13 protein-coding genes are annotated in these 13,774 nt (G+C 63.9%); 8 read left to right on the top strand and 5 right to left on the bottom strand.

The features are described 5' to 3' along the window. The first annotated feature begins 222 nt into the window (after window positions 1-222). The 8 genes from RB548_RS31230 (at window position 223) to RB548_RS31195 (ending at window position 8,221) form a co-directional block, all read left to right on the top strand. Window positions 223-1,386 carry an isovaleryl-CoA dehydrogenase gene (locus tag RB548_RS31230; RefSeq protein ID WP_331376242.1) on the top strand — a complete coding sequence of 388 codons (1,164 nt, stop codon included), beginning with the start codon at window positions 223-225 and terminating at the stop codon, window positions 1,384-1,386. Window positions 1,387-1,445: 59 nt separating this feature from the next. After that, the gene (locus tag RB548_RS31225) at window positions 1,446-3,053 is read left to right on the top strand and encodes a carboxyl transferase domain-containing protein (protein WP_331376241.1); all 1,608 of its coding nucleotides are present in this window, start codon (window positions 1,446-1,448) and stop codon (window positions 3,051-3,053) included. 10 nt (window positions 3,054-3,063) lie between these two features. Continuing rightward, on the top strand, window positions 3,064-3,447 hold the full coding sequence (locus RB548_RS31220) for a RidA family protein (RefSeq protein ID WP_331376240.1): 384 nt from the start codon (window positions 3,064-3,066) through the stop codon (window positions 3,445-3,447). Window positions 3,448-3,464: 17 nt separating this feature from the next. Then, complete coding sequence (locus tag RB548_RS31215; RefSeq protein ID WP_331376239.1) at window positions 3,465-5,453, top strand: acetyl/propionyl/methylcrotonyl-CoA carboxylase subunit alpha; 1,989 nt, start codon at window positions 3,465-3,467, stop codon at window positions 5,451-5,453. Further along, window positions 5,450-6,319 (top strand): hydroxymethylglutaryl-CoA lyase, encoded by an 870-nt coding sequence (locus RB548_RS31210; RefSeq protein WP_331376238.1) that lies wholly within the window; start codon window positions 5,450-5,452, stop codon window positions 6,317-6,319. Before RB548_RS31215 ends, RB548_RS31210 begins: the two co-directional genes overlap by 4 nt. Next, window positions 6,316-7,101: a crotonase/enoyl-CoA hydratase family protein gene (locus tag RB548_RS31205; protein WP_331376237.1), complete on the top strand. Its 786-nt coding sequence runs from the start codon at window positions 6,316-6,318 to the stop codon at window positions 7,099-7,101. The genes RB548_RS31210 and RB548_RS31205 overlap by 4 nt, the downstream gene beginning before the upstream one ends. Before the next feature lie 181 nt (window positions 7,102-7,282). Next, window positions 7,283-7,654 carry an antitoxin Xre/MbcA/ParS toxin-binding domain-containing protein gene (locus tag RB548_RS31200; protein WP_331376236.1) on the top strand — a complete coding sequence of 124 codons (372 nt, stop codon included), beginning with the start codon at window positions 7,283-7,285 and terminating at the stop codon, window positions 7,652-7,654. Between the two features lie 6 nt (window positions 7,655-7,660). After that, complete coding sequence (locus RB548_RS31195; RefSeq protein WP_331376235.1) at window positions 7,661-8,221, top strand: RES family NAD+ phosphorylase; 561 nt, start codon at window positions 7,661-7,663, stop codon at window positions 8,219-8,221. A 194-nt stretch (window positions 8,222-8,415) separates the two neighbouring features. Here RB548_RS31195 and RB548_RS31190 read toward each other — a convergent pair whose 3' ends face one another. From RB548_RS31190 to RB548_RS31170, 5 genes are read right to left on the bottom strand one after another with little or no spacing between them, the layout of a single operon-like run. Beyond that, window positions 8,416-9,786, bottom strand: a complete 1,371-nt coding sequence (locus RB548_RS31190; RefSeq protein WP_331376234.1) for an FAD-binding oxidoreductase — start codon at window positions 9,784-9,786, stop codon at window positions 8,416-8,418. Further along, a complete protein-coding gene (locus tag RB548_RS31185; RefSeq protein ID WP_331376233.1) occupies window positions 9,786-10,895 on the bottom strand; it encodes a sulfate/molybdate ABC transporter ATP-binding protein in 1,110 nt (369 codons plus the stop codon). The genes RB548_RS31190 and RB548_RS31185 overlap by 1 nt, the downstream gene beginning before the upstream one ends. A 15-nt stretch (window positions 10,896-10,910) precedes the next feature. Beyond that, window positions 10,911-11,798 carry a sulfate ABC transporter permease subunit CysW gene (gene cysW / locus RB548_RS31180; RefSeq protein WP_331376232.1) on the bottom strand — a complete coding sequence of 296 codons (888 nt, stop codon included), beginning with the start codon at window positions 11,796-11,798 and terminating at the stop codon, window positions 10,911-10,913. Then, the gene (gene cysT / locus RB548_RS31175) at window positions 11,788-12,645 is read right to left on the bottom strand and encodes a sulfate ABC transporter permease subunit CysT (RefSeq protein WP_331376231.1); all 858 of its coding nucleotides are present in this window, start codon (window positions 12,643-12,645) and stop codon (window positions 11,788-11,790) included. Before cysT ends, cysW begins: the two co-directional genes overlap by 11 nt. 6 nt (window positions 12,646-12,651) lie before the next feature. Continuing rightward, the gene (locus RB548_RS31170; protein ID WP_331376230.1) at window positions 12,652-13,677 is read right to left on the bottom strand and encodes a sulfate ABC transporter substrate-binding protein; all 1,026 of its coding nucleotides are present in this window, start codon (window positions 13,675-13,677) and stop codon (window positions 12,652-12,654) included. Window positions 13,678-13,774 lie beyond the last annotated feature (97 nt).

The raw sequence follows: 13,774 nt of genomic DNA, 5'->3' as shown, positions 1-13,774 counted from the left end.
CGATGGCCGTGGAGCGGTAGGATGCGCCGAGCGGTTGTGTCACTACGGCGCCGCGCGTCTCATTCACCGCGAGGACGCTGTAGCACGTTGACTTGCGGCATGGTTTTTTATCCTCAAATCGGGTGCGATTTGAGGAGACATGCAGCGGGGGAGATGCCCGCGAGGCCTGTTTCTGCCGGCGATGAGGAGATCGCCGCCGGAGACATGCGGAGGAGAAAAGACATGTATCAAGGTGGACTGAGTTTCGCCCTTGGCGATGACATCGACGCGTTGCGCGACAGCGTGCGCCGGTTTGCGAGCGAACGGATCGCGCCGCTTGCGGAAGAGACGGACCGGAGCAACGCCTTTCCCGCTCCCCTCTGGCGGGAAATGGGAGAGCTCGGCGTGCTCGGCATCACCGCCGATGAGACCTATGGCGGCGCCGGCATGGGCTATCTCGCCCATTGCATCGCGATGGAGGAAATCAGCCGCGCCTCCGCCTCGGTGGGCCTAAGCTACGGTGCCCATTCCAATCTCTGCGTCAACCAGATCAACCGCAACGGCAGCCCCGAGCAAAAGGCGAAGTATCTGCCGAAGCTGATTTCCGGCGAACATGTCGGCGCGCTCGCCATGTCGGAAGCTGGCGCCGGCTCCGACGTCGTCTCGATGACGCTGAGAGCCGACAGGCGTGGCGACCGCTACGTGCTGAACGGCAACAAGATGTGGATCACCAATGGTCCGGACGCCGATGTTCTGGTGGTCTATGCCAAGACCGATGCGGCCGCCGGCCCGCGCGGCATCACCGCCTTCCTCGTCGACAAGGGGTTCGCCGGCTTCTCGACCGGCCAGAAGCTCGACAAGCTCGGCATGCGCGGCTCCAACACCTGCGAGCTCATCTTCAGGGATTGCGAAGTGCCGGAAGAAAACGTGCTCGGTGCGGACGGCCGCGGTGTCAACGTGCTGATGTCCGGCCTCGACTATGAGCGTGTCGTGCTTTCGGCCGGGCCGCTCGGCATCATGGCGGCTTGCCTCGATGTCGTCGTCCCCTATCTCCATGAACGCAAGCAGTTCGGCCAGCCGATCGGCGAGTTCCAGTTGATGCAGGGAAAGCTTGCCGACATGTATGTGACGATGAATGCGGCGCGCGCCTATGTCTATGCGGTGGCGGCGGCGTGCGACCGAGGCGAAACCGCGCGCAAGGATGCCGCCGGCTGCATTCTCTATGCGGCGGAAAAGGCGACCGCATTGGCGCTCGAGGCAATCCAGGCGCTCGGCGGCAACGGCTACACCAACGACTATCCGGCCGGCCGCCTGTTGCGTGACGCCAAGCTCTACGAGATCGGCGCCGGCACGAGCGAGATCCGCCGGATGCTGATCGGGCGCGAGCTGTTCGCGGAAACGAAATAGACGAACGGCGGCGGCCGTTCTTCGCGCATCTTGGTCAAAATCCCGTGCCTGAGGGCTTCATGACAATTTTGAGATCGCATATCTCGGCATCCTCCGACGTCTACAGGAGCAACCGCGCCGCGATGACAGAGGCCATCGCGACGATCGAGGAGGCGGTGCGGCTCGCCGTCAACGGCGGCGGCGAGACGGCGCGGGAACGCCATGTCAGCCGCGGCAAGTTGCTGCCGCGCGACCGGGTCGCGTCGCTGATCGATCCGGGCACTCCGTTCCTGGAGGTCGGCGCCACGGCTGCGCACGGCATGTACAACGGCGACGCGCCGAGTGCCGGGCTTATTACCGGCATCGGCCGGATTGCCGGGCGCGAGTGCATGATCGTCTGCAACGATCCGACCGTCAAAGGTGGTACCTATTACCCGATGACCGTCAAGAAGCACCTGAGAGCCCAGGAAATCGCTGCCGAAAACCGGCTTCCCTGCGTTTACCTGGTCGATTCCGGCGGCGCCAACCTGCCGAACCAGGACGAGGTTTTTCCCGATCGCGAGCATTTTGGACGGATCTTCTACAACCAGGCCAATATGTCGGCTGCCGGCATCCCGCAGATCGCCGTCGTCATGGGATCCTGCACGGCGGGCGGCGCCTATGTGCCCGCCATGTCCGACGAGGCGATCATCGTCGAGGGGCAGGGCACGATCTTCCTGGCCGGCCCTCCGCTGGTGCGGGCGGCGACCGGCGAAGTGGTCTCGGCCGAGGATCTCGGCGGCGCCGACGTCCACACGCGGGTGTCGGGCGTTGCCGATCACCTGGCGCGTGACGATGCGCATGCACTGGCTCTGGCGCGGCGCGCCGTGTCAGCCTTGAACCGCGAAAAATCATCGCCGGTGGAGCTTCGCACACCCGAGCCGCCGCTCTACGATCCGGAGGAGATCGCGGGAATCGTGCCGGCCGACCTCAGGACGCCCTACGAGATTCGCGAGGTGATCGCCCGGATCGTCGACGGCTCCCGTTTCGACGAATTCAAGGCGCGTTTTGGGACCACGCTGGTCTGCGGCTTCGCCCATATTCATGGAATACCAGTCGGCATTGTCGCGAATAACGGCGTGCTGTTTTCGGAGTCGGCGCTGAAGGGGAGCCATTTCGTCGAACTCTGCGCACAGCGCAAGATCCCGCTCGTTTTCCTGCAGAACATCACCGGCTTCATGGTCGGCCGCAAATACGAAACCGAAGGCATCGCCAAGCATGGCGCCAAATTGGTGACGGCGGTGGCCACGGTGAAAGTGCCCAAGGTCACCATGTTGGTCGGCGGATCGTTCGGAGCCGGCAACTACGGCATGTGCGGGCGGGCGTTTTCACCGCGCTTCCTGTGGACCTGGCCGAACAGCCGCATTTCGGTGATGGGCGGCGAACAGGCGGCCGGCGTGCTCTCGACGGTGCGCGGCGAAGCGTTGAGGCGGGCCGGCACGCCATGGAGCGAGGAGGAGGAGGCGCGCTTCCGTCAGCCGGTGCTCGATCTTTTCGACCGGCAAAGCCATCCGCTCTATGCCTCGGCGCGTCTTTGGGACGACGGCGTCGTCGATCCGCGCAAAAGCCGGGACGTGCTCGCACTGTCGCTGTCGGCCGCGCTCAACGCCCCGATCGCGGATACACGTTTCGGATTGTTCAGGATGTAGGGAGGCCGGCATGAAGCGCGACAACATCAACGCGATCAACGCGCCGCAGCCGCGCGGCGGCTACGCGCAGGCCGTCAGCGTCGAAAGTTTTCAACGTCTGCTCTTCGTCAGCGGCCAGATACCCATGACCTCCGATGACGTCTTGCCGGAAGGCTTCGAGGCGCAGGCACGCCAGGTCTGGCTGAATGTCGACGCCCAGCTCAAGGCCGCCGGCATGACCAAGTCCAATATCGTAAAGGTGACGACCTACCTCGCCGACAGGAACCATACCCTCGCGAACCGTGAGATCCGTAGCGACTATCTCGGTGCATTGGCACCGGCGATGACGGTCGTGATTGCCGGAATCTTCGATTCCGGCTGGCTCCTGGAAGTCGAAGTGGTGGCGGCAGAATAGAAGCGGAACCGAGGGGCATGTTTTCCAAACTCCTGATTGCCAATCGCGGCGAGATCGCCTGCCGCATCATTCGCACCGCCCGGCGTCTCGGCATCCGCACCGTTGCCGTCTATTCGGATGCGGACGGCGACGCGCTTCACGTGACGCTCGCCGACGAGGCGGTGCGGATCGGCCCCGCGAATGCGGCCGAAAGCTATCTTTCGATCGAGCGCGTCATCGAGGCCGCGAAGGCTGTCGGCGCCGACGCCATCCATCCTGGCTATGGCTTCCTGTCCGAGAACGCCGATTTTGCCGAGGCCGTCGAGGCCGCCGGCATCGTTTTCGTGGGGCCGCCTCCGGAGGCGATCCGGGCCATGGGGCTCAAGGACGCGGCCAAGGCGCTGATGGAGCAGTCCGGCGTGCCCGTCGTGCCGGGCTATCACGGCGATCAGCAGGATCCTGAGTTCCTGGCGGCCCGCGCCGCGGAAATCGGCTACCCGGTGCTGATCAAGGCGCGCGCCGGAGGCGGCGGAAAGGGCATGCGGCGCGTCGAACGGCGAGAGGATTTCGGTTCGGCGCTGGAAGCCGCGCAGCGGGAAGCTCAAGGATCCTTCGGCGACGCCGGGGTTCTGATCGAGAAGTATCTGACCCGCCCCCGCCACATCGAGGTCCAGATTTTCGGAGACCGGCACGGCAACATCGTTCATCTTTTCGAACGCGACTGCTCATTGCAGCGCCGGCACCAGAAGGTGATCGAGGAGGCGCCGGCGCCGGGCATGACCGCGGAAGTGCGCCGCGCCATGGGAGACGCCGCGGTCAGGGCCGCGCATGCGATCGGCTATGTCGGCGCCGGCACCGTCGAGTTCATTGCCGACGTAACCAATGGCCTCTGGCCGGACCAGTTCTATTTCATGGAAATGAACACGCGATTGCAGGTCGAGCATCCGGTCACGGAGGCGGTCACGGGGCTCGATCTCGTCGAATGGCAGCTGCGCGTCGCAGACGGCGAGCCGCTGCCGAAAAAGCAGGGCGAGATCGGCATAGACGGCTGGTCCTTCGAGGCGCGCATCTATGCCGAGGATCCGACGCGCGGCTTCCTGCCGGCGACCGGGCGGCTCGCACATCTAAGCTTCCCGGACAGCAACGTGCGCATTGACTCCGGTGTCACCCAGGGGGACTCGATAACGCCTTTTTACGATCCGCTGATCGCCAAGCTGATCGTGCATGGAGGCACACGCTCGGCAGCGCTCGCCCGGCTGCAGGCGGCTCTGAAGGAAGTCCGGATCGGCGGAACGGTTACCAATCTCGATTTTCTCATCAGGCTGACGGACGAACAGGATTTCCGCGCCGGCAGGCCGGATACGGGACTGATCGACCGAGCGGTCGAGCGGCTGGCGGCGCCGAGCGACCCGGACGACGAAGCATTGGCGCTGGTGGCGATTGTTTCCACCGGCGTCCTTCAGCCGATGACGTCCACCGATCCCTGGGCCTCGCTCGGCTACTGGCAGATCTGGGGCGATGCCCACCGGACGATTTCCATCGACCACGCGAACGGGCGCGCGGCTGTCACGCTCGCGTCGCGCGGCCGCGATCAGTTCGCGGTTCGCGCCGGGACGAGCACCCTGCCGGCACTCGTGCTCGAACGCTTCGAAAACGGTGCGCGGCTGGAAGTGGCCGGGCAGAGGCGAACGCTTCGCTTCCTTCGGCAGGGCGAGACGCTGACATTGTTTCTCGGTGGCCGGAACCTGGTGTTTCATCTGCCGGATGGGTTGTCCGGCGGACATGGCGGGGAAATTGCCGATGACGAGCTCGTCGCGCCGATGCCAGGGCTCGTCAAGATGGTCCGTGTCGGCGCCGGCGAGGCCGTCGCCAAGGGCCAGCCGTTGGTGGTGATGGAGGCGATGAAGATGGAGCTGACGCTTTCGGCCTCGCGGGAGGGGACGGTCGCGAGCGTGCACGTCGCCGAGGGTACGCAGGTCAGCGAAGGCACCGTCCTTGTAACGCTCAGTGAGGAGGCCGCGCAGTGACGTCGTCGGCAAGTGAGCACGTCACGATCGTCGAGATGGCGCCGCGCGACGGCCTCCAGAACGAGTCCCGGCTTGTCGATACCGATGACAAGATCCGGCTGGTCGACCTGCTGTCGGATTGCGGTTTCGAGCGCATCGAGGTGACGAGCTTCGTCAGCCCGCGATGGGTGCCGCAGATGGCCGATGCCCCGGCGGTCATGGCCGGCATCGCGCGGCGCCCGGGCATTCGCTACGCCGCGTTGACGCCGAACATCAAGGGCTTCGAGGCCGCCCGCGCCGCCCGCGCCGACGAGGTGGCGATTTTTGCCTCCGCCTCCGAAAGCTTCTCTCAGAAGAACATCAACTGTTCGATTGCCGAAAGCATCGAGCGCTTCCGCCCGGTCGCGGAGGCAAGCCGGCAGCATGGGATTCCGATGCGCGGCTACGTCAGCTGTGTCGTCGAGTGCCCTTACGAGGGACCGATCGCGCCGGAGGCCACTGCCCGCGTCGCACGCCTTCTTTCCGAGCTCGGCTGTTACGAGATCAGTCTCGGCGACACGATCGGGCGCGGCACGCCGGAAGCCGTTGATACCATGCTGGCGACGGTGCTCGGTGACGTCGCGGCGACAAAGCTTGCGGGTCATTTCCATGACACGTCCGGCCGAGCGCTGGAAAATATCGCTGTCGGCCTCGATCGGGGTCTGCGGGTGTTCGATGCCTCGACCGGAGGGCTCGGCGGTTGCCCCTACGCTCCCGGCGCCGCCGGCAACGTCGATACGCTTGCGGTGGATGGCTACCTGCGGAAAAGAGGATTTTCGACCGGGCTTGACGCCGAAAAGCTCGATCGCGCCGCGGCCTTCGCCCGATCGCTGAGGAGTGCCGCATGACTGAGCAAACGATCCGGTGCGCCGTCGACAAACGGGGCGTCGCCCGCCTTACGCTCGCCCGTCCGCAAAAGCACAACGCGCTTTCCGCCGCGATGATCGGCGAGCTCACGGATGCGGCGGTCCGGCTTGGCGACGACAAGGCGGTCCGTGTCGTCATCCTCGACGGCGAGGGGAAGAGCTTTTGTGCGGGCGGCGATCTCGACTGGATGCGCCAGCAGTTTGACGCCGACCGGCAGGCGCGGATCGCCGATGCGACGCGTCTCGCGATGATGTTCAAGGCGCTGAACGAAATGCCGAAGCCGCTGATCGCGCGGGTGCATGGCAATGCCTTTGGTGGCGGCGTCGGACTGATGAGCGTCTGCGACGCCGTCGTCGCGGCGGCGGGCGCAAAGTTCGGCCTGACGGAGGCGAGGCTCGGGCTGATCCCGGCGACGATCAGTCCCTATGTCGTCGCCAGGATCGGCGAAGGGAGGGCGCGGCCGTTGTTCATGTCGGCCCGGCTTTTCGGCGCCGAAGAGGCGGTTGCCGCCGGTCTTGCGACGGTCGTGGTCGACGATGGACACCTGGACGCCGCTGTCGATGCGGAAATCGCGCCCTATCTTTCCGCCGCACCACAAGCGGCCGGAAGGGCGAAGCGCTTGGCGCGCTCGCTTGGCATGCCGATCACCGATGCAGTCATCGCAGCGACGATCGAGCAGCTTGCCGACACCTGGGAAACGGAGGAAGCCCGGGAAGGGATCTCGGCCTTCTTCGACCGGCGGACGCCCTCCTGGCAGCGATGAGCAACAGCACCGCGCGTCTTATCAGACGCGCAAAGGATGCGGTAGCACTTTGAATTGCTGTATGTTTCTATCCTTAAATCGGCTACGACTTAAGGAAACATGCAGTAGAGCTGAGCTTGAAATGATCACGGAATGATCTTATTTTATCCATGTGTTGATCAAAACAAGATCGAGTTCTGCCATGGTCGCTCTCAACCTGGACATTCCCGCCGCCCGTTTCGGGGAGGATCAATCCCCGTTTCTGTCGGCGCGCCTTGTCGCCGACCGTTTGGGCATAACGCTTGCCGAACTCGCCAAGCTGATTAGCGTCGCGCGGAACACGCTGACGGCCAAGACCGGCGCCCGCAAGGTCGATAGCGCTCTCAGCAAGGTCGTCCGCATCCTCGCCATGGCGTCCGAAATGGCGGGCGACGAGGCCCGCGCCGTCATCTGGTTCAAGCACCAGCCGATCCCCGGATGGGCCGGAAAGACGGCGTTCGATCTCGTCGGCGACGGCAAGGCCGACAAGGTACTCGCTTATCTGGAAGCTGTTCGCGCCGGCGTCTACGCCTAAAGCGGGATGAGGAAAAGCGTGAGCGGTTTTCCGTCCGTATCCCGCTCCAACTTAGAGCTGCCGCCTGCCGCACCGATGCCGCTCTGGCGCGCCTTCGTGCCGCGCTGGGCCCATGTCCCGCTTTCCGGCGAAGGTGCGGCGCGCTTCGGCGGCCGATGGAATCCGGTGGGCACGCCGACGATCTATGCCGCGCGCGAGCTATCGACGGCCTGGGCGGAATACAATCAGGGTTTCGTGCAACATCCGGCGCTGATCGTGCGGCTCGAGCTTTACGATGCGCGGCTGGCAGATCTCACGGACGCCAATGTCCTTGCGGAGCTTGGACTGACGGATGCCATCCACCGATGCGAATGGCGAGACGACCTCGACAGGGGCGCGGTGCCGCAGACCCATAAGGTGCAGGCCGATCTCTCGGCTCGTAATTTCCACGGCGTGATCTACCCGTCTTTCATGTCGCCCGGCGGCACTTGCGTCGCGCTCTGGCGCTGGAACGGCGCGGGTGGGCCACGCCTTGAGGTCATAGATCCCGAAGGCAGGCTGCCGAAGTCGCCGGCCTCCTGGCTATAGAGGAACAGTGTGCGCCGTTGATGCTGCACATTGCTGATCGTTCCATGCGGAAGGGTGCCTTGGCCGAAAGTCCACGGGTGGAGGCAGCTCGAACTAGAGCAATTCCAGGAAAGTGTGTAACGGTTTTCCGTCCGGAATTGCGTAATTTCAAAGAGTTAGATCATTTCACTGTTTCAAAGAAACAATGAAATGATCTAGCGCAGCACTTTGCCGGGATTGAGGATGCCGTTCGGGTCGAGGGCATTCTTGATCCGGCGCATGACGTCCAATTCGGCCTCGCTGCGGGAGTGGCCGAGGAAGTCGCGCTTCAACGTGCCGATCCCGTGTTCGGCAGAGATCGATCCGTGGTAGGCGGCGACAAGCGGGTAGACGATCGCATCGACCTGATGCGCGGTTTCGTCGTCGGCGTCCGGAACCGAAAAGGCGATATGGAGATTGCTGTCGCCGACATGGCCGAAGAAGGAGACATGCGCCGACGGAAACCGCGTGGAAAGCGCCCTACCGCATTCCTCGGCAAAGCGCCCGATATCGCCGATCGGCAGGCTGACATCGAGATTGACGAGGGAAGGCAGTAACCTGTCCATGGCATGGCCTTCGCGCACGCGCCAGAAGGCCTGGGCCTCCTTCTCCGACTGGGCGATCAGCGCATCGCCGATCAATCCGTCTTCGAGGGCCTGTCCCAGGAAGACTTCGAATTGCTCGCGCTCGCCGTCCTGTCCGTGGACATCCTGCTCGATGATCGCGGCGAAGGCGGGAGAAGTCTCGAAGAATTGCCGTCCTTCCGCCTCGCAATTGAAGCGGAAATAGCTTTCCCACATCGCCTCGAACGCGGAGAGACCGGAGAGCTCCCGCTGAGCGCGCTTCAGAAAGGCGACGACGTCCGTGTAGCTGTCGAGCGCACAGAGTGCCGTCAGCCGTCCGGCCGGCAACGGGCGCAGGCGCAGCACGGCGCGGGTGATGATGCCAAGCGTGCCCTCCGAACCGACGAAGATCTGCCGGAGATCATAGCCCGTATTGTTCTTGATCATCTTGTTGAGCGAAGAGACCACCGTGCCGTCGGCGAGCACGACCTCGATGCCGAGGACATTGTCACGCGCGACCCCGTTGCGGATGACACGGATACCGCCGGCATTGGTGGCGAGGTTGCCGCCGATCTGGCAAGAGCCGCGCGCGCCGAGATCGATCGGCAGCAGGAAGCCGGCATCCTCGGCCGCGCGTTGCGCGACCTCAAGCGGCGTGCGGGCAAGTACGGTCATCGTCGCGGCCGCCGCGTCGATCTCCTCGATGCCGGAAAGCCGCTCCATCGAAATGACGATGTCGCCGGCGCCCGGGTTGGCACCGCCGGCGAGCCCGGTCATACCGCCCTGCGGCACCACGCTTTGACGGTGGCCGTCGCAAACCTTGAGTGCTGCGGCAACCTCCGCCACGCTTGCGGGGCGCAAGACCGCCTTAGGCAGGTTGCGCCCGGTAAGGCTTGCGTCGCTGCGATGGCGTTCCGGGATGCGGTCACCCGTCAGCACGACCGCTTCGCCGAGCGATCGCGTCAGATCTTCGATAACCGACATTACGTACCCGTGCGCGCCAGTTCGCCGGTGGGTGTTTCGACCCTCCGCTTGACTTCCGGCAGCGCCTCGTCCTTGCGGAAGAGCTTCCATTTGGTCGGCCTGAAGGCGATGCGGGCGTGATCGGCGGCGGTCGCGCGCTCCGGCGGCAGCTCGATCTCGACGGACGGGTGCTTTCGGCCGAGATCGAGTTCGAGATGGCGCGTTCCGGCCACCCGGCGGCTGCCGGTCACGAGGCCGGCCAGACAGCCGCCGCAGCCGTCGATGAGCTCGACGTCATGCGGGCGGAAGTAGAGGGTTGCGGGCCCGTCGGGCTCGCTTGCTGCGCGCAGCCCGATCGGCCGGTCTTCGAACCAGACTTCGCCGCTTGAAAGCGAGACTTCGAGGCAGTTGGACTGGCCGATGAAGCCGTAGACGAAAGGCGAGACCGGATGGTCATAGATTTCGTCGGGCGTGCCGACCTGCTCGATCGCACCCTTGCTCATCACGACGACACGGTCGGCCAGTTCCAGGGCTTCCTCCTGGTCATGGGTGACGAAGATGGTCGTATGGCCGGTTCGGTCGTGGATTTCCCTGAGCCAGCGTCTGAGTTCCTTGCGTACCTGCGCGTCAAGCGCGCCGAAGGGCTCGTCGAGCAGCAGCACGTTGGGTTCGACCGCCATGGCGCGCGCCAGCGCCACGCGCTGGCGCTGGCCACCGGAGAGCTGGGCCGGATAGCGCTTTTCGAGGCCGGAGAGTTGCACGAGATCGAGCAGATCAAGGGCCCGGCGGCGGATCTCGGCGGCCGGCGGTCGCCTGTTGGCGCGCCGTACCTTCAGTCCGAAGGAGACGTTGTCGAGCACCGTCATGTGCCGGAAGAGGGCATAGTGCTGAAAGACGAAACCGATGTTTCGCTCCTGTACGCTCTTCTTCGATGCATCCTCGTCGCCGAAGAAGATCATGCCGCCGGTCGGGCTCTCGAGGCCGGCGACGAGGCGCAGCAGCGTGGTCTTTCCCGAGCCGGACGGGCCAAGCAAGGCGATCAGTTCGCCGGACCGGATATCGAGCGAGACGTCGTCGAGCGCCGGGAAGCGGCCGAATTCCTTGCGTATGTTCTGGACGCGGACTTCCATGAATGTCTGGACCTTTCAATGCCTGCGGCTGGCAGCGATCTCGTCGCTGTAGCGAAGTTCAAGTGCCGTCTTCAAGACGAGCGTTACCAGCGCCAGGAGCGCAAGGAGCGCCGCCACCGCAAAGGCGGCGACGAAGTTGTACTCATTATAGAGGATTTCCACCTGCAACGGCATGGTGTTCGTCTGGCCGCGAATATGGCCGGAAACGACGGAGACCGCACCGAACTCTCCCATGGCACGGGCGTTGCAGAGAAGCACGCCGTAGAGCAGGCCCCATTTGATGTTGGGCAGCGTCACATGCCAGAAGGTCTGCCAGCCGGTGGCGCCGAGCGACAGTGCCGCCTCCTCGTCGGCGGTGCCCTGTTCCTGCATCAGCGGGATCAGTTCGCGCGCGACGAAGGGGAAGGTGACGAAGACGGTTGCAAGCACCAGCGCGGGCACGGCAAAGAGGATCTGGATGCCGTAGCTCTGCAGGATGGGGCCGAGCAGGCTGTGCGATCCGAAGAGCAGCACAAAAACGAGGCCCGAAATCACGGGCGACACCGAGAAGGGCAGGTCGATCAGGGTCGTGAGGAATGCCTTGCCCTTGAACTCGAACTTGGCGATCGCCCAGGCGGCCGCCACCCCGAAGGCGAGGTTGAGCGGCACGGCGATCGCGGCGACCAGCAACGTCAGGCGAATGGCGGAAAACGTCTCCGCATCACGCAGCGCCGAGAAGAACTCCGCCGGTCCCTTGCGGAACGCCTCGATAAATACGGTCGCAAGCGGCAACAGCAGGAACAGTGCCACGAAACCGAGAGCAACCACGGTCAGGGTCATGCGCGCGAACCGCGTCTCCGAGGTCGCCGCTTTGACCAGATTTGATGGCGCCGCAATCGACGCGGTGCCGGCATCATGCGCCATAACCGTATCTCCGTCTGCTCCAGGACTGGATCGTGTTGATGACCAGCAGCATGATGAACGAAAGGAGCAGCATCACCGCGGCAATCGCGGTTGCCGCCGGATAGTTGAACTCCTCGAGGCGAATGATGATCAGGAGCGGTGCGATCTCCGAGACGTAAGGCAGGTTGCCCGCGATGAAGATGACGGAGCCGTATTCGCCGACGCCGCGCGCAAAGGCGAGCGCGAAGCCCGTCAGCCCGGCCGGAAGGAGGCCCGGCAGCAGGACGCGGCTGATCGTCTGATAGCGGCTGGCGCCAAGCGTTGCGGCCGCTTCCTCCACCTCCTTGTCGATTTCCTCCATGATCGGCTGAACCGTTCTGACGACGAAGGGCAGGCCGACGAAGACGAGGGCCACGACGATGCCGGCCGGCGTGAAGGCGATCTTGATGCCGAGCGGCGCGAGAAGCGAACCGATCCAGCCGTTCGGTGCATAGAGCGCGGTCAGCGCAATACCGGCAACCGCGGTCGGCAGCGCGAACGGCAGATCGACCATGGCGTCAATGACACGCTTTCCGGGAAACCGGTAGCGAACGAGCACCCAGGCAAGCACGACGCCGAAAACGAGATTGATGACGGCGGCGACGAAAGCGGTGCCGAAGCTGATCGTCAAAGCGTTGACGGTCCGCTCGTCAGATGCCAGCGCGAAGAATTTCGACCAGCCAAGGCCGCTCGAGCGCCAGATGAGGCCGGAAAGCGGAATGAGTACGATGAGGGTGAGCCATGTCAGGGTGACGCCGAGCGCCAATCCGAAACCCGGAATGACGCTCGGCTGCCGAAACTGCCATCGCCTGCTGCTGCGAAAGGCCATGAAATATTATTGTCCCGGCTTGTAGATCTGGTCGAAAACGCCGCCGTCGGCGAAAAACTTCGGCTGAGCTTCCTTCCAACCGCCGAATTCGTCAATAGTGACCAGCTTCACATCGGCGAAGCGTGCCGTGTCCTTGGGGTCCGCGAGCTCCGGCTTGAAGGGCCGGTAGTAGTGCTTGGCTGCCAGTTTCTGGCCGACATCGCTGTAGAGGTAGTTCAGGTAGGCTTCGGCCACTTTTCGCGTGCCCTTATTGTCGACGTTGCCGTCCACAAGCGCCACCGGCGGCTCGGCCCTGATCGAGATCGATGGCGTTATGATCTCGAAATTGTCGGGCCCGAGTTCTTCCAGCGAGAGGTAGGCTTCATTTTCCCAGGCGAGCAGCACGTCGCCGAGGCCCCGCTGGACGAAGGTTGTCGTCGAGCCGCGTGCACCGGTGTCGAGGACCGGCACGTGCTTGAACAGCTGCGCCACATATTCCTGCGCCTTGGCATCGTCGCCGCCATTGGCGGCCCGTGCCCAGGCCCAGGCCGCAAGGAAGTTCCAGCGCGCACCGCCCGAGGTCTTCGGGTTGGGGGTGATCACCTGGATATCTTCCTTGACGAGATCGCCCCAGTCCTTGATGCCTTTCGGGTTGCCCTTGCGAACGAGGAAAACGATGGTCGAGGTGTAGGGAGAGCTGTTGTTTGCGAAGCGGGTCTTCCAGTCGACAGGAATTTTCCCGCTCTCCTTGGCGATCGCGTCGATATCGGCTTCAAGCGCCAGCGTCACGACGTCTGCCTCGAGGCCGTCGATCACCGACCGAGCCTGCTTGCCGGAGCCGCCATGAGAGGTCTGGATCGTCACCGTCTCGCCGGTATCGGCCTTCCATTTTTCGGCGAAGGCCGCATTGACGTCCTTGTAGAGCTCCCGAGTGGGATCATAGGACACGTTCAGGATTGTTGTATCCGCTTGAGCGAGGCCAAGGGAGCCAAGCTGCAGGCCGCCGACCACAAGCGCTAGTTTCATCATTCCGGTAAGTCTATTCGAGCCCATATCGCCCTCCATCCTTTGCCAGATAAAACTATCAATTTAATCGACTACCACAACGCAAACTTATGACGCGCCGCACTGCATTTGCGAAATGTTCTGT

This window comes from Sinorhizobium chiapasense, from assembly GCF_036488675.1.
Lineage (GTDB): Bacteria > Pseudomonadota > Alphaproteobacteria > Rhizobiales > Rhizobiaceae > Sinorhizobium > Sinorhizobium chiapasense.
The sequence above is the reverse complement of the archived record's forward strand: the minus strand, read 5'-3'. Positions and strand labels throughout refer to the sequence as shown.